This is a genomic window from Sphaerisporangium sp. NPDC005288, from assembly GCF_040607475.1.
GTDB classification, from domain to species: Bacteria; Actinomycetota; Actinomycetes; order Streptosporangiales; family Streptosporangiaceae; genus Sphaerisporangium; species Sphaerisporangium rhizosphaerae.
The window spans coordinates 1-15,239 of sequence record NZ_JBEXGT010000013.1 but is presented as its reverse complement, the minus strand read 5'-3'; the positions used below and the strand labels follow the sequence as shown (position 1 = coordinate 15,239).

The 15,239-nt window shown below is 70.5% G+C and carries 15 protein-coding genes; 4 read left to right on the top strand and 11 right to left on the bottom strand.

The window, feature by feature from the left end; genetic code table 11:
* Window positions 1–545: 545 nt before the first annotated feature.
* The 4 genes from ABZU32_RS14485 (at window position 546) to ABZU32_RS14470 (ending at window position 3,681) form a co-directional block, all read left to right on the top strand.
* A complete protein-coding gene (locus ABZU32_RS14485) occupies window positions 546–839 on the top strand; it encodes a MerR family transcriptional regulator (protein ID WP_354922225.1) in 294 nt (97 codons plus the stop codon).
* A gap of 191 nt (window positions 840–1,030) precedes the next feature.
* Window positions 1,031–1,336: an ATP-binding protein gene (locus ABZU32_RS14480; protein ID WP_354921920.1), complete on the top strand. Its 306-nt coding sequence runs from the start codon at window positions 1,031–1,033 to the stop codon at window positions 1,334–1,336.
* 282 nt (window positions 1,337–1,618) lie between these two features.
* Window positions 1,619–2,800, top strand: coding sequence for a GAF domain-containing SpoIIE family protein phosphatase (locus tag ABZU32_RS14475; RefSeq protein WP_354921917.1), 1,182 nt, complete (start codon window positions 1,619–1,621; stop codon window positions 2,798–2,800).
* Window positions 2,801–3,093: 293 nt separating this feature from the next.
* Window positions 3,094–3,681, top strand: a complete 588-nt coding sequence (locus tag ABZU32_RS14470; protein ID WP_354921914.1) for a TetR family transcriptional regulator C-terminal domain-containing protein — start codon at window positions 3,094–3,096, stop codon at window positions 3,679–3,681.
* Between the two features lie 29 nt (window positions 3,682–3,710).
* Here ABZU32_RS14470 and ABZU32_RS14465 read toward each other — a convergent pair whose 3' ends face one another.
* The 11 genes from ABZU32_RS14465 to ABZU32_RS14415 all read right to left on the bottom strand — a co-directional run.
* On the bottom strand, window positions 3,711–4,946 hold the full coding sequence (locus ABZU32_RS14465; RefSeq protein WP_354921911.1) for a transposase: 1,236 nt from the start codon (window positions 4,944–4,946) through the stop codon (window positions 3,711–3,713).
* 101 nt (window positions 4,947–5,047) lie between these two features.
* A complete protein-coding gene (gene glgB / locus ABZU32_RS14460; RefSeq protein ID WP_354921908.1) occupies window positions 5,048–6,916 on the bottom strand; it encodes a 1,4-alpha-glucan branching enzyme in 1,869 nt (622 codons plus the stop codon).
* Between the two features lie 197 nt (window positions 6,917–7,113).
* Complete coding sequence (locus ABZU32_RS14455; protein ID WP_354921905.1) at window positions 7,114–7,872, bottom strand: MinD/ParA family protein; 759 nt, start codon at window positions 7,870–7,872, stop codon at window positions 7,114–7,116.
* On the bottom strand, window positions 7,872–9,071 hold the full coding sequence (locus ABZU32_RS14450; RefSeq protein ID WP_354921902.1) for a PP2C family protein-serine/threonine phosphatase: 1,200 nt from the start codon (window positions 9,069–9,071) through the stop codon (window positions 7,872–7,874). Before ABZU32_RS14450 ends, ABZU32_RS14455 begins: the two co-directional genes overlap by 1 nt.
* On the bottom strand, window positions 9,046–9,483 hold the full coding sequence (locus tag ABZU32_RS14445) for an ATP-binding protein (protein WP_354921899.1): 438 nt from the start codon (window positions 9,481–9,483) through the stop codon (window positions 9,046–9,048). The genes ABZU32_RS14450 and ABZU32_RS14445 overlap by 26 nt, the downstream gene beginning before the upstream one ends.
* Before the next feature lie 7 nt (window positions 9,484–9,490).
* Window positions 9,491–9,802, bottom strand: coding sequence for an STAS domain-containing protein (locus tag ABZU32_RS14440; protein WP_354921896.1), 312 nt, complete (start codon window positions 9,800–9,802; stop codon window positions 9,491–9,493).
* A gap of 10 nt (window positions 9,803–9,812) precedes the next feature.
* Window positions 9,813–11,939 (bottom strand): glycogen debranching protein GlgX, encoded by a 2,127-nt coding sequence (gene glgX, locus ABZU32_RS14435; protein ID WP_354921894.1) that lies wholly within the window; start codon window positions 11,937–11,939, stop codon window positions 9,813–9,815.
* Window positions 11,936–12,298: an STAS domain-containing protein gene (locus ABZU32_RS14430; RefSeq protein ID WP_354921891.1), complete on the bottom strand. Its 363-nt coding sequence runs from the start codon at window positions 12,296–12,298 to the stop codon at window positions 11,936–11,938. Before ABZU32_RS14430 ends, glgX begins: the two co-directional genes overlap by 4 nt.
* Entirely contained in the window at window positions 12,295–14,103 is a 1,809-nt protein-coding gene (locus ABZU32_RS14425) for an AGE family epimerase/isomerase (RefSeq protein ID WP_354921888.1), read from the bottom strand. Before ABZU32_RS14425 ends, ABZU32_RS14430 begins: the two co-directional genes overlap by 4 nt.
* The gene (locus tag ABZU32_RS14420; RefSeq protein WP_354838547.1) at window positions 14,100–14,666 is read right to left on the bottom strand and encodes a DJ-1/PfpI family protein; all 567 of its coding nucleotides are present in this window, start codon (window positions 14,664–14,666) and stop codon (window positions 14,100–14,102) included. Before ABZU32_RS14420 ends, ABZU32_RS14425 begins: the two co-directional genes overlap by 4 nt.
* Before the next feature lie 2 nt (window positions 14,667–14,668).
* On the bottom strand, window positions 14,669–15,239 hold a 571-nt coding region (locus ABZU32_RS14415; protein WP_354921885.1), incomplete at its 5' end, for a thiamine pyrophosphate-dependent enzyme.

Below are 15,239 nucleotides of genomic sequence, written 5' to 3'. Positions count from 1 at the left end.
GGTACCAACGTCGGACGTGCTAGGGCCAGCAGCAGGTGAAGGGTCCCGGCCGTGGGCGGCGCAGCTGCGGTAAGTAGTGATGCATGAGGTCGAGGTAGTAACGCCAGCAAAGAGCGAAGGAGTGTTGAACGCCATCAGGATCGCCCGTTGTCGGCTGATGTTCGCCGCACGGGTACCGCAGTCCCACGGATTGGAAGGTGGTCTACGGTCACGCATACGCGATCCCCGCATCCCCGCCCCCATAGGGCGGCCACTGCGGAACAGACAGGTCGGCCTCCGGGCCGGTAGATGGTGTTGAACCTCGTGGGCCCCGACGCATCATGCGCCGGGGCCCTGTTGGCATTCGGGAAGGTCGTCAGGAAGGTTGTATGGACCAAGCACCGATAGCGTTGGCCGTCCGCGCGCAGCCCAGGCTCCGCGGCAGCGCCGACACGGCTGAAACGGCCTACCGGGCCGACACCGCGGGCAGCACCATTGGGCTCCCCGCCACACCGGGCGACACCCCCGGTCAACGGTTCGACGATGAGGACTACCCCGCCTACAGCATGGGCCGGGCCGCTGAGATCCTCGGCGTCACCCCGGCGTTCCTGCGCAACCTGGGCGCCGCCAAACTGATCGAGCCGCAGCGCTCCGCCGGCGGCCACCGCCGCTACTCCCGCTACCAGCTCCGCCTGGCCGCCCGCGCCCGCGAACTCCTCGACCAGGGCACCGCCTTGGAAGCCGCCTGCCGCATCATCATCCTGGAAGACCAACTCGCCGAAGCCCTCCGCATCAACACCGAACTCCGGCAGAATTGCGACCACCACCGGCCCGACAACGCGAGACACCGCCCGGCCTGAAGGCCGGCACCATTGGCGGCACCGACCGGTGGGTTCGGCGGGGCGTTCATCGGCGAGGTGTCGTCGACGGCCGGTGGCACCCCTCGATGGCCCTTTCCGTGAGCCTGCTCGCCGTCGCTGATCGGGTTCTGATAGGCGCGTTGGTAGTCCCTCGGTGGAGCCACGGACACGTTCACGGAAAGGGGCGGGGTGTGCACAGCGGGCAACGTTACGGTTGGCCGATCAGCTATGATCTGATTGGTTTACGACGGCACCTGTACCACTACGCCGGCCGGGCGGGACTGGCCGGAGAACGGCTCGATGACCTGGTGCTGGCCGCCAACGAGGCCATCGTCAACGTGCTCGAGCACGGCGAGGCGATCGGCACCGTGAGCATTCGGTACGACACCCAGGCGTTGACGGTCGACGTCGTAGACGCCGCAGGACGCCTGCGTGCCGAGCACGCCCCCATGAGCCTCCCGGCCCGGGTGCGTGCCGCGGACTTGGGCTGTGGCTAATGAGTCACCTGTGCGATGAGTTCACCATCGACCAGGCCGGCGCAGGTTCCCGCGTCCGGCTCCGGATGTACCTGAACCCGACGTCCGCCTCGACCCGGTGAACGCCGCCATTGTTGGGCGAGCAGCCTGGCTGAGAGGAGAGGGGACAACCCCGCGCGCCTGCCTGCCCGTAGGGGGCGATCGGCCCAGCAGCTGCTTGAATCCGCAGGAACAAGATCACGCGAAGGTTGATACATGCACCACTTCGCTGGATGTGACCGATGAAAAGCGAAGGAGGGCGGCGTGTTCGGGGGAAGGCTGGAGCTGGCCGAGGTACTGGCAGCCGCGGAGAACGCCGCGCCCATGGAGTCTTTGGACGTGGTGGCGAGCAACCTGCAGAAGCGTTTCGGAGCCCGGCGGGTGTCCTTGCTCATCGTCGACCTCATCGGACGCGAACTGGTGCGGGTGACCGAGCAGACCGCGACGCCAAGCAGGCGAGACGCCGAATGCATCATGCTCGACGGCAGCGACTACGACGAGGTGTTGCGCACGCAAGAGCCGTACTCGGTGGCAGGCGACGAGGACGGGCAGAGGGTGATCGTGCCGGTCAGCAACCGCGGCGACCCGATCGGAGTGCTGGAGGTGACCGTTCCCGACCTCGACCAGGACATACTGGAGCAGGTCACCCAGGCCGCGCACGCCCTGGCGTACATCATCATCACCGACCGGCGCTTCACCGACCTCTACCACCGGCGGCGTCGCACCACCGCGACGAGCCTGGCCGCCGAGATCCAGTACCAGCTCCTGCCGGACGCCTCCTGCTGCGAGGCGGCCGACTTCATCCTCGCCGCGGGCCTGGTGCCCGCCGACGACATCGGCGGCGACACCTACGACTACGCGCTTGACGGTGAGGCTTTGCACGTCTCCCTCACCGATGCCATGGGCCATGACGTCGAGGCGGCCATGCTGGCCACCCTCACAGTCAACGCGTTGCGCGGAGCCCGCCGCGCAGGCGCAGGCATCGCCGAGCAGGCACGCCAGGCCCATCAAGCCATGCTGGACCACGGTCGCGGCGCCCTGACCACCGGGCAACTGTTGCGCGTCGCCATGGATGGCACCGGCGTCGAACTCGTCAACGCCGGCCATCCCTGGCCGCTGCGCCTGCGCGAGGGCATGGTGGCGGAGGTGACTTTGCAGATCGACCCGCCCTTCGGCGTCGATGTGCGCGGTTCCTACCGGGTGCAGCACCTGGACCTGCGCGCCGGTGACCGGCTGCTGCTGCTCACCGACGGCATGTTAGAACGCGGCGCCGCAGCCGTCGACCTGCCCGCCCTCTTGCTAGGCACCCGCCACCAGCACCCCAGGCAGGTCGTCCAGACCCTGGTCACCGCGGTGATGGACGCCTGCCAGGGCCACATGGCCGACGATGCCACCATCGTGTGCCTGGACTGGCACGGCTCCCCACCCGGAGCCGACCCGTGGTGAGGTTCCTATGCGGAGGCTGGGGGCAGCCGTCGGGCGGGGGCTCACCGCCTGCGACCTCGCGGTTTCGGCGGAGTGTCGGCAGACGGGTTCGCCGGCACCGAGAAGCGGTCACTCGGAGCTACTTTGCACTTCATGGCACCGACCCGGCGTCCTCCTCCCGAAGGCGTCCCCAGCCCCAAAGCCATGAGTGCTTCTTGATCGTTCTCAGCGCCAACGGCTGTCCGCCGGTTCCTCAACCCCGGGCACGGTTGGGTACTATAAGACGACCGACCATATTGGTGGACAAGGCGGGGATGGCCGTGGCACGGCAGAGCATGCGCGAAGAGATCGTCGAGGCCGCGCTCGACCAGTTCCACGCCCGCGGGTACAACGCGGCGGGGGTGAAGGACATCACCGACGGCGCCGGCGTGCCGAAGGGGTCCTTCTACAACCACTTCGCCAGCAAGGAGTCGCTGGCCGTCATCGCCCTGGAGCGCTACGGCGAGGGCCGGCGCATGCGCGACCTCGCCGACACCTCCGTCGAGCCGCTGACCCGGCTCAGGAAGCACTTCGAGTTCCTGCGCGACGACGTCGTGAGCTGGGGCTACAAGCGCGGCTGCATGTTCGGCAACTTCGGCACCGAGATCACCGACCACAGCGAGACCATCCGCGCGAGCGTCGGCGACAGCCTGCGCGCGTGGTCGGACCTGGTCGCGGCCGTGCTCGCCGAGGCCGCGCAGGCGGGCGGGCTCCGCACCGGCCTCGACCCCGCCGCGACGGCCCGGCTCATCGTCAACGCCTGGGAAGGCACCCTCATCGACGCCCGCGCCACCCGCTCGCCCGACGCCTTCGCCTCGTTCTTCACCGTCGTCTTCGGCACCCTCCTCACACCGCCCAACTAGTACGCGCCGCGCACGTAGGAGGGTGGGGGTCAGGCGGTGCGGGGGGTTTGGGCGGTGGGGACGGCGGGGGTTGGGCCGGGGGGGAACAGGCGGTGGTCGCGGGCGCCCGACAGGAGCATCCAGAAGGCGTGCGCGGCCGACACCAGCGTCACGTGGTGGTGCCAGCCGCGGAACGACCTGCCCTCGAAGTCGCGCAGGCCGAGGCGGTGGGTCACCCCCGCCCGGTCCCAGGCCACCCGCTCGGCCGTCTCGGCCAGGCGCAGCAGCGTCGTGGGCGGCAGCGTGGTGATGTTGGACAACCACACCGCGACCGAGCGCCGTTCGGGGCCGAGGCAGGCGCCGAGCAGGGTGAGGGCCGGCGGCTCGTCCTGGGCCGTCGCCGAGTGGAACGGGGTGTGCACCCGCGCGGCCACGACCACCGACTGCGGCGCCGGGGTGGCGCCCATGGACGGGGGCCTGCGGGACTCCACGATGCGGTTGACGTCGCGCAGCGCGTCGACCAGCCGGCCGGCTTCGATGCGGCGGCCCATGCCCATCGGGATGCGCGGGTCCGAGGGACTGACCGGCACCGAGTCGTTCACCCGCAGCACGAACGGGACCTGCCGCGCGGACAGCTCGTAGATCAGCCGTCCGAGGTCGATCTCCCTGGCGTCCATCACGACCGGGCGCGGCTTGAGGCCCCACCCGTGGACGATGCTCGTGACCACCTCGGCGGCGCACTCCTCGACGGTGAGGCTGACCTCCTCGTCGGGGATGCCCGCCCGTCGCCGGCGGCCCGGGTCGTCGGTCCAGCTCTCGGGCAGGATGAGACGCCAGTCGATGGGGAAGGCCGCCTGCTCGGAGGCCAGCCATACCCCGACGACCTGCTGGCAGTTGGCCAGGCGGCCGAGCTTCTGGACGAACCGGCGCTCGACGCCGACCGAGTGGTCCCCCGACTTGGGGATCACCAGCGGCTCGGCGACCAGCGCGATCGGGCGGATGGCCTGTTCGAGGTAGCCGGCCAGGGCGCGCCGCACGGAGATCCAGCCCCACGGGGACTGGCTGATGAACTGCTGCAGGCTCTGCTCGACGGCGGGCTCGGCCTCCAGGGAGGCGATGCCGCGCATGGTCTTGCGTCCCTCGATGGACAGCAGCCCCCGGATGTACAGCCGTGCCCATCTGCGCTGGTCGCGACGCTTGAGGGAGGAGAACACGATGCCGCAGAACCGTGCGAAGAACTCCGACGCCGCGTTCTCCTGTTCAGAGGTGAAGGAACTGACGCTCACGGGCGACCCCCTATGTCCGCGGCCCGCGCCCACAGAGTTCAAAGGCGAACACCCGTAAGAGGTGCCGAAGAAAACAATACCGGCCGTGCGGTTTTTTTGCGCTAGGGGGCGCTGACTTTGTCAGAAACCGGACGAGGGTCCGGACGCAGCCACACGGTGGACAGCGGCGGGAGGACCATGGAGGCGCTCGCCTCGCAGCGGTGCCACGGGGAGGCCGTCGCCTCCACGGCCCCGAGGTTGCCCAGCCCGCTCCCCCCGTACGGCGCGGCGTCGGTGTTGATCACCTCGGCCCACCGGCCCGTGAACGGCAGCCCCACCCGGTAGTCCTCGCGGGCGACCGCGGAGAAGTTGCACACGCACGCCAGCGGCGTGCCGTCGTCGTCATAGCGCAGGAAGGCCAGCACGTTGTCGCTCGCCGCGTCCGGGACGATCCAGCCGAACCCGTCGGGAGAGGCGTCCAGCCGCCACAGCGCCGGCAGCCGGCGGTAGGCGGCGTTCAGGTCGCGCACCAGGGTGCGCACGCCCTCGTCGGCCTCCTCCCAGCCCAGGCCGAGAGGCTCGTCCCACTCCCCCTCGTGCGCGAACTCCTGGCCCATGAACAGCAGCTTCTTGCCCGGATGGGCCCACATGAAGGCGAGGAAGCCCCTCAGGCCCGCCCGCCGCCGCCGCGCGTCGCCGGGCAGCGCGGACGACAGCGACCCGGCCGCGTGCGAGACCGGCAGGATGTGGCGCTCGGAGTAGGCGTACACCATGGGAAAGGTGATCTCCCCGTGGTGGTACCTGCGGTCATCGGGGTCCCTCGCCAGGTAGCCGAGGCAGTCCTGCGTCCAGCCGGTGTTCCACCGCAGGTCGAAGCCCGGCCCGGCGACCCCGGTGAGCGGCGCGGTCTCCTCGGCCGCGCCCGCCGCCTCGGCGACCGCCACCGTCCCCGGGCTCAGCCAGTGCAGCGTGGAGTTGACCTCGCGGAAGAACGGCGCGACGGCCTCGGGGTCGCGGTCGCCCGGGTACCCGGAGGTGCGCAGGCCATCGATGTGGAACTGCGAGCACCAGTGCAGCGCGTTGGCCGTCAGGAAGTTGCGGACCCACGGGCTCCGGTGGTCGAAGGCGTGCGCGGCGGGAGCCTCGCGGGCGCCGCCGGGGACGCTCGGCTTGCCGTCGCCGGCGTCCACCGCCTCGTACAGGGGTGTGCCGTCGAAGCAGGCGAGCCCCTCCTCGTCGGCGGCGAAACATAGCGGCGTCCAGTCGAGGATGACGCCGACGCCCGCCTGGTGGAGCCGGTCCACCAGGCGGCGGAAGTCGTCGGGGTCGCCGTATCTCGCGGTCGGCGCGTACAGGGCGGTGGGCAGCCGCTCGTCGGAGGTGTGCTCGGCCACCGGCAGGAGTTCCACGTGCGTGAAGCCGAGCCCCGCGACGTACGGCGGCAGCGCCTCGGCCAGCTCGCGGTAGGTCAGGCCGGGCCGCCAGGAGCCGAGATGCAGCTCGTAGACGCTCATCGGCTCCTCCTGCGCCACCGCCCGCGCCCGGCGCTCCAGCCAGGCGGCGTCGCGCCAGCGGTGCCCGGAGGTGAACACGACCGACGCGGTGCCCGGAGGGCGGTCGGCGGCCGAGGCGAACGGGTCGGCCTTGCGCCGCCACTGCCCGTCGGCGCCCAGGACGTCGTACATGTACCGGTAGCCGTCGCCGACGTCGGGCAGGTAGAGCTCCCAGATGCCCGAGGAGCCGATCGGGAGCATGCGGTGCGAGGACCCGCCCTCCCTGCCGTCGAGGTCGCCGGCCACCCGGACCTCGCGGGCGCTCGGCGCCCACGCCGAGAAGGTCGTGCCCGAACCGGTGGTGTGCGCGCCGAACACCTGCCAGAGGCGCTGGTGACGGCCCTGGCGGATGCGTCGCAGGTCGAACTCGCCCAGCAGCCGGGATGGAACGTGAATGCCGCCGAGCGGGGAACCGTCACGCCTGACAATGAAGCTCACGGTGTCGCCTCCCGCCTTCAGCCAAGGGAGCGATTGCGCGTTCACTGCACGTAACGGTACCTGCCGACGCCGAGAACCGACATGTATGCGCGGCTACTGTGTCAAGTCCGCTTGTCAAGCGAAGGCCGGGCACACCCCTGACCGGCCGCCCCCCACGCCGGCCGCGCCGCGCGAGGGGCGCCGTCGCGCCGTGCCCGTCAGGAGGGCAGCCGGCAGACGGTGTCGGACATCACCAAGGCGTTGATGTCGTGATATCCGGCGGCGGAGGCGTGCCCGGGGTCGGCGGTGACGAAGACGTGGGCGCCGTCCGGTCCGGCCATCGCGGGGACGTACGGCAGCACCGCGGCGACCGGCAGGCCGTAGGCCTGCTCGACCCGCGGCACCAGGTCGCCGTCCTCGATCCCCTCGGGGACCATGTTGACCACGACGATGCGCTGCCGGCAGCCGAGCCGGTCGGCCAGGGCGACGCTCTCGCCCGCGCCCGCCAGGTCCAGCCGGTGGGCGCGGGTGACGATGACCATCGCGTCCGAGCCGGCCACGGCGGTGACGGTCTCGGTGTTGATGCCCGTGTGCGTGTCCATGATCAGCACGTCCAGCGCCAGCGAGGCGGTGAGCCGCAGGACGGCCTCGTTCAGCAGCCCGAGGTCGTAGCCGCTGGTCATGATCTCGTTGATGGCGGTGAGCCCGGCCCGGCTCGGGACCACGAACAGGTCCATGCCGTCCACGGGCCGGGCGGCGTCCTCGATCTCGCAGCGGCCGACCAGGTAGTCGGCGAAGGTGCACATCGAGGGGTCGGGTTCGAGGCCGAAGATGGCGTCCACGGCCGGGGACTGGATGTCGGTGTCCAGGACGCCCACCCGCAGGCCGCCCGCGGCGAACAGCAGCGCCATGTTGGCCGCCGTGCTCGACTTGCCGGTGCCTCCCCGGTAGGAGTGCATGGTGACGACGCGGGCCATCAGGGGCCGGTCCTGTGCAGGGCCAGCATGGTGATGTCGTCGGACTGCTCGGCCGTGCCGACGAACCCGGTGAGCGCGCCGTCGACGCGCCGCAGCAGGTCGTCCCCGGAGCCGGCGCCCTCGCGCAGCACGTCCAGCATCCTGTCCTCCCCGAAGAACGCCCGGTGGGGGTCGCGTGCCTCGGTCACCCCGTCGGTGTAGATGAACAGCAGGTCGCCGGGGTCCAGGTGGGCGTGGCCGAGCGTGAAGGTCGAGTCGCGCAGCACGCCCACGGCCGGCCCGGTCGGGTCCAGCACGAGCGGGGCCCCGCCGTCGCCGCGGATCAGCACGGGCGGGTTGTGGCCCCCGTTGATGTAGACCAGCCCTCCGGTGACCGGGTCGAGCACCGCGAAGAACATGGTCGCGAAGTAGCCCTGGTGGACGTGGTTGCGGGTGAGGTACTCGTTGGTCGCCTCGACGGCGTTGAGCAGGGTGGCGGCGCCGGCCACGGGCATGGATCGCGCGTCGCCCGGCAGGTCGACGCTCTTGAGGCCATGGACGCCGCCGTGCTCGGCGGTGTGGCGCAGCAGGCTGCGGATGAGCGCCATGAACAGCGCGGCCCCCACCCCCTTGTCGCACACATCGGCGACGACCAGCCCGAGCCTGCGGCGGTTGACCAGCTCGAACACGTCGTAGAAGTCGCCGGCGACGGTCCTCGCCGGGCGGTAGCGCACGTCGATGTCCCACCCGGCGGGCGTGGGCAGCGAGTCGGGCAGGAAGCCGAGCTGGATCTCCCTGCCGATCTCCAGCTCGCGCTCGTACCGGTGCAGATCGGCCTCGCCTCCCGCCAGCCGCAGCGCGCGGCTCAGCTCGGCCTGCTCGTGGCAGGTGCCGAGCCGCGCGCGGACGAGCGAGGTCAGGAACGGCGGCATCAGGTAGTCGGCCCCGCCGTGGACGTGCCCTTCCAGCGCGCCGAAGTCGTGCTCGGTGTAGGCGAGCAGCGTGGGCCGCCAACCCTCCTCGTCCATCCGCCGGGCGACGGCCCGCACGATGTTGGGCGGCACGGCGGCGGAGGCCAGCAGGACGTCCACTTCGGGGATCCGTTCGGCCGCGAGCACGTCGGCCGGTGAGTGCACCCGCACGCGGACCCCCGCCTCGGCGAGGGCCCGCCGCAGGGCGGGGGGCGGCGAATCGTCATCCAGCACGAGAACGCTGGTCATTTTGATGTGCTCCATCCCTGAGGATCCGCAGCGTGCTGATGTTGCGCCCCGCGACTCGCCGGTAGGTGAAGCCGTCAACGGCGGTCAGGGCGAGGTACACCCCGAGACCGCCGATGCGGCGTTGTGCGAACGGCAGCCCGTAGTCCGGCCGCCGGTATCCGGACCTGGGGTCGAACGGCCGGGCGTCGTCCTCGAACCTGACCCAGACCGACTCTCCGTCCATCCCGCCCTCGACGGCGAACTCGCCTCCGGTCTCCCCGTAGCCGTGGACCACGATGTTGGTCGCCAGCTCGTCGGCCGCCAGTCGCAGCCGGTCGGAGAGGCCGGGAGGCAGGCCCGCGCGCTCGGCTAGAGAGAGCACGTAGGCCGCCACCTGGTCGAGGGACGACAGGGACGCCGGGATGCGCGGCACGACGGGCTCACGAGCCGGTGATGTCGAAGCCGTGGTCGAGCCCGGCCATCTTGATGACCTTCAGGACGGGCTCGGTGACGCCGACCAGGGAGATGGTGACGTCCTCGGCGACCTTCTGCCGGGCGAACACCAGGGCGCGCAGGCCGGCGCTGGCGATGTAGGTCAGCTCGGAGGCGTCGATCACCAGCCGGGCGGCCCCGGTGGCCACGGCGTCGTCGATGGCGTCGTGGAACTCCGGCGCGGTGGCGGCGTCGAGCTCGCCGGCCAGGCGGATGGTCGCGGTGCCCGAGCCGGTGCTGAGGGTTGCGATGAATGCCACGTCAGTTCTCCTAGTCGTCGGAGCGGGTCAGGATCACCACTGAGCGGGGTGCGACGTACACGCGCCCGGGGTAGGCGGTCGCCGGCTCGGCGCCGGGGTCGTGGACGTCGTGCGGCGCGGAGGCGCCGGTGTCGGCGAACAGGCGCCAGACGCCGCCCGCGGGGTCGGGCAGCTCGACGTCGTGGCCCTCCCAGTGGGAGTTCATCACCACGTAGAGCTGGTCCATCGCCCCGTCCGCGTCGCGCCCGGCTCGCATCACGGCCAGCAGCCTGCTGCCGGGCGACCAGTCGGGCCGCCAGGCGTCCACCCCGTGCCAGCTCACGTCCGGCAGGCCGACCCCGGTGGTGTCGACGCCGAGCGGGTGCCTGCCCTCGCGCAGGACGGGGTGGGCGTGCCGGAAGGCGATCATCCGCCGGGCGAACCTGAGCAGCTCGGCGTTGGCGTCGGTCAGCGTCCAGTCGAACCACGAAAGCTCGTTGTCCTGGCAGTAGGTGTTGTTGTTGCCGAGCTGGGTGCGACCCACCTCGTCGCCGGCCAGCAGCATGGGGATGCCCTGGCTGACCAGCAATATCGCCAGCGCGTTCTTCATCTGGCGGGTGCGCAGCGCGTTGATTTCCGGGTCCTCGGTCGGGCCCTCTGCGCCGTGGTTCCAGCTGTTGTTGTCGTTGGCGCCGTCGGCGTTGCCCTCGCCGTTGGCCTCGTTGTGCTTGTCGTTGTAGGAGACCAGGTCGTTGAGGGTGAAGCCGTCGTGCGCGGTGACGAAGTTGACCGAGGCGGCCGGTCCGCGCCCGCCGTACAGGTCGGGCGAGCCGGCGACGCGCGCCGCCAACTCTCCGGTGGTGCCCTCGTCGCCCTTGAGGAACCTGCGCAGGACGTCGCGGTACTTGCCGTTCCACTCCGACCAGCGGCCGTAGTTGGGGAAGTGCCCGACCTGGTAGAGCCCTCCGGCGTCCCATGCCTCGGCGATGAGCTTGGTGTGGCGCAGGATCGGGTCGTAGGCGAGCTGCTCCAGCAGCGGCGGGTTGGGCAGCGGGGCGCCGTCCGGGCCGCGGTCCAGGATCGCGGCCAGGTCGAAGCGGAACCCGTCGACGTGGTACTCCGACACCCAGTGGCGAAGGCAGGTGAGCACGAAGTCGCGCACCACGGGGTGGTTGCAGTTGACGGTGTTCCCTGTGCCGCTGAAGTTGTAGTAGTACCCCTCGGGGGTGAGCATGTAGTAGGTGGCGTTGTCCAGGCCCTTGAAAGAGATCGTCGGGCCCTGCTCGTTGCCCTCGGCGGTGTGGTTGAACACCACGTCGAGCATCACCTCGATGCCGGCCCTGTGCAGGTCCTTAACCAGCGCCTTGAACTCGTCGGCCTGCATGCCGAACGCGCCGGTCGCGGCGTACCCGGCCTTGGGGGCGAAGAAGCCGATGGTGTTGTAGCCCCAGTAGTTGTGCAGCCGCTCGCCGGTCGCGGGGTTGACGCGCCCGTTGTCGAACTCGTCGAACTCGAAGATCGGCATCAGCTCGACGCAGTTGACGCCGAGGTCGCGCAGGTAGGGGATCTTCTCCCGCAGCCCGGCGTAGGTGCCCGGGGCCGCCACCCCCGAGGAGGGGTGGCGGGTGAAGCCGCGGACGTGGGTCTCGTAGATGACCAGGTCCTCGCTCGGCGTGCGCAGCGGCACGTCGTCCTCCCAGTCGAAGTCCTCCTGGGCGATCATGGACCGGTACTGGTAGGGCTTGCTCCAGTCGGGCGGGACGCCCCACACGTCCCGCCCGGACAGCAGCAGCGCGTGCGGGTCGGCCAGGATGGCGCCCGGGTCGAACCGGTCGCCGCGCGCCGGGTCGAACGGGCCCTCCGCGCGGTAGCCGTATTCGAGGCTCTCCAGGTCCAGGCCGAAGACGGTCATGGTGAAGACGCTCCCGATGCGGTACTCGGGCGGGAACGGCAGCTCCTCCAGCGGCTCGGCGTCGCCGCGCCGGTACAGCACCAGCGTCATGGCGGTGGCGCCGTCGGAGAAGACCGAGAAGTTCACCCCGCCCGGCACCAGGGTGGCGCCGTGCGGGAAGGGCCGGCCCTGCCGCACGCGGTACGCGCCGATCCGCCGGGTCGGGAAGTCGTCGATCCGCGGGAGGTCGATGCGCTCGGCGGTCACGGTCCCACGCGTCCCATCTCGGCCGCGAGGCGGCCCATCTCGCCCTCGACGTCGTCGGCGACCTCGAAGAAGCCGAGGAACCCGGTGGCCGACATGACGAACCGCACCTCCGGCGACAGCCCGCCGATGACGACGCGCGCCTCGGCCTGCTGGGCCCGCCGGTACAGGATCAGCAGCATGCGCAGTCCGGCGCTGGAGACGTAGGTCACGGCGGAGAAGTCGACGAGCAGCGTGCCGGAGCGGCCGGCCAGCGGCAGCAGGCGCTCCTGGACGGCCGGGGCCGTGGCGCTGGTGATCTCGCCCTCGACGCGGGCGACGGTGAGGCCGCCCGCCGTGCTGAGGGTGACGCCGGCCGTCATCGGACGGCCTCCACTGTGACCTTCACCTTGACGCGCCCGGTGGCCTCGGGGAGGTTCACGGTGAGCGCGCCGGCGTCGTAGTCGTCGTAGGGCTCGCCGTCGATCTCGACCGCGCCGATCCTGATGGAGCCGGGCGGCAGCAGGTCCGGCGAGACGCGCAGGACCCGGTCGTCGAAGCCGTCGGGGTCGGGCTTGAAGTACAGGTCCATCGGCTTGCCGCTGATGAGCAGGTTGTTGTAGACGGCGGCCAGGTAGCACAGCTCGGAGGAGTGGTACATGCTCATCGAGTGGCTGCCCTTGAGCCGCTCGGTGCCGAGCAGGTACGGCAGGCCGCTGGCGAGCACGTTGAAGTAGACCGCGCCCTCGTCGTGGTCGAGGAAGAAGGCGTTGTAGAACGACTCGGCGCCGCGGGCCTCGTCGCGGAAGCGGTCCTGGCCGGTGACGCCGAACAGGATGAGGTAGGCCAGCACGGCCTGCTCCTGCTGCCACCACGCCTTGCGGTCGTGCCAGACGAACCGGAAGCGGTCCTCGCCCTCGCGGCGCAGGCGCTCCACGACGTCGTACCAGCCGCCGCGCTGCCGGTCGGCGCCGATGGGCGGCATGATGTCGCCGATGTGCGTGGCGAGCTCGGCGTACTCCGCCTTGGGCTTCAGCGAGTTCATCCGCATGAGGTTCCAGGCGATCTTCAGGTTGTGGCCGACGACGGCGCGGTTGAGCTGCCAGCCGTGCGCGGTGTCGTGCGACCAGTCGCGGTGGAAGCGCTCCTGGACGAACGGGCTGTTCTTGTCGTCGGGGAAGTGCTCGACGATGGTGTCGAAGGTGTACTCCAGGAACGCGGCGTACTTGGGGTCGCCGGTGGCCAGGTACAGGTTGATCAGGTAGGCGGGGGCGTGGTCGCCGACCGAGTTCCAGTTCTTCCTGGCGCGGTTCTCGCCGAGCGACTCGTGGTCGGGGCTCAGCAGGATGGGGTCGATGTGGGAGAAGTAGCCGCCCTTCTCCCGGTCCAGGTAGAACCGGTCGAACAGCCGCAGCGTCGCCTCGGCGTCGCTCTTGATGCGCGGGTCGCCGGTGATCCGGTAGGTCTGGACGGGGCCGGCGAGCGCGTATATCTGCTCGTACATCGGGAGGGCGTCGTAGTCGTCGGAGAACTCCGAGGTGAACAGCTTGCGCTGCACGTCGCCCTCGATCTTCAGCCCGTGGTACCAGTAGACGATGTCCTCGTCGGCGTCGACGAAGCGCAGGTTGGCCCGCAGGTATTCGGTGCCGCGCTCGGCGACCTCCAGGTAGGCGTCGTCGCCGGTGAGCATGTAGGCCGAGGCCATGCCGTAGACCAGGCGCGAGATCGTGTCGGTCTCCTGCACATGGCTGTCGGTCTTCTCGCCGCCGAGCCTGATCATCGTGCGGTAGTCGGAGAAGTCCACCGGCCCGTCGCCGAACTGCGCCTTGCGGTAGAACGCGGCGATCTCCTGGATCTGGTGGACCCACCAGTTCTGCTCCTCGAAGCGGAACTCGCCGGGTCGGCGGCCGAGGAAGATGACGCGCTTGGCGTCGAAGATCTCACCCTCGGCGTGCGGGTAGAACACGCCGTAGGCGAACAGGTAGCGCCCGGGCACGAGCATCGCGTCGAGCTGGCCGGAGGCGTCGGTGTAGGGCTCGCCGAGGTTGTGCAGCAGTTCGGCGCTCGGGCCGCCGTCCATCGAGACCGCGAAGTCGCGGCCGTCGGCGGTGACCACCGTGGCGGTGCGGGAGGCCGCGTCGTAGGCGCTGACCTGGCCGGCGATCGTGTCGGAGAAGGTGAAGTTCATAGGATTTCGTCCTTCTGGGTGAGCAGGTCGACGAGGGTCCTCGCGAACAGGTGGCACTGCTGTCCCGAGCGTCCGGTGACGAGGTCGCCGTCGATCACCACGTCCTTGTCGACGTACTCCGCGCCCATGTTGCGCACGTCACCGACCAGGTTGTTGTGGCAGACGATCTTGCGTCCGCGCACGACGTAGGGGATGGAGGCGGCCAGCCACATGCCGTGGCAGATGATCCCCTTGATGACGCGGGAGTCCTCGAAGGCGCGGCGCAGCAACTCGGTGGCCGGCGCGAGCCGGTCCACGTCGTCGGTGTAGCGCAGCCGGTCGGACACCATGCCCGAGGGCACGACGAGCGCCGCGTAGTCCGAGGGGTCGACCTCCTCCAGGCTCTTGGAGACCGTGAAGGGCGCGCGGTACTCGTGCCCGGTGAAGGTCATTGACTCCTGGCCCCACAGGCGGGTGATGAAGTCGACCGGGATGCCTTCCTCGGCGAACCTGCGCTGGTAGTAGAAGATCTCGGGTTCGTAGTAGTCGCTTTCCATCAGGACGGCGACGCGGGTGTCGGCCACGGTCACTCCGTGATGAGGTCGATGAGGAACGGCCGGTCGTCGAGCAGCATGCGCTCGACGGCCTCCTCCACCTGGGAGCGCTTCTCCACCCGCATCGCCTCCACGCCCATGCCGCGGGCGATGTCGGTGAAGCCGAGCTCGGGGTGGGCCAGGTCGAAGGAGCGCGGGAAGGCGTGCGCGGCGATGTCCCGCTCGCGCCAGTACTGCTCGATGTTGAGGTCGAGCAGCCGGTACCCGCGGTTGTTGCAGACGACGAACTTGGCGCCGGCGCCCTCGCGGACCGCGGTGGCCAGCGCCTGGATGGTGTACATGCTCCCGCCGTCGCCGGTGAAGCCGACGACGGTCTTGCCGGGGTTGGCGATCTTCATCCCGATCGCGCCGGGGATGCCCACGCCGAGCGAGCCGCCGCGGGTCTGGAACCAGTGGCCCGGCAGCCGCGGCGGCAGGTGGGCGCCGAGCACGCCGGAGGCGGTCAGGGCCTCGTCGAAGACCATGAGGTCCTCGGGCGCGCGCTCGGCCAGCCGCCGGGCGAACGCGCCGAGCAGCGAGTCCTCGTCGGCCGGGGCCGCGGGC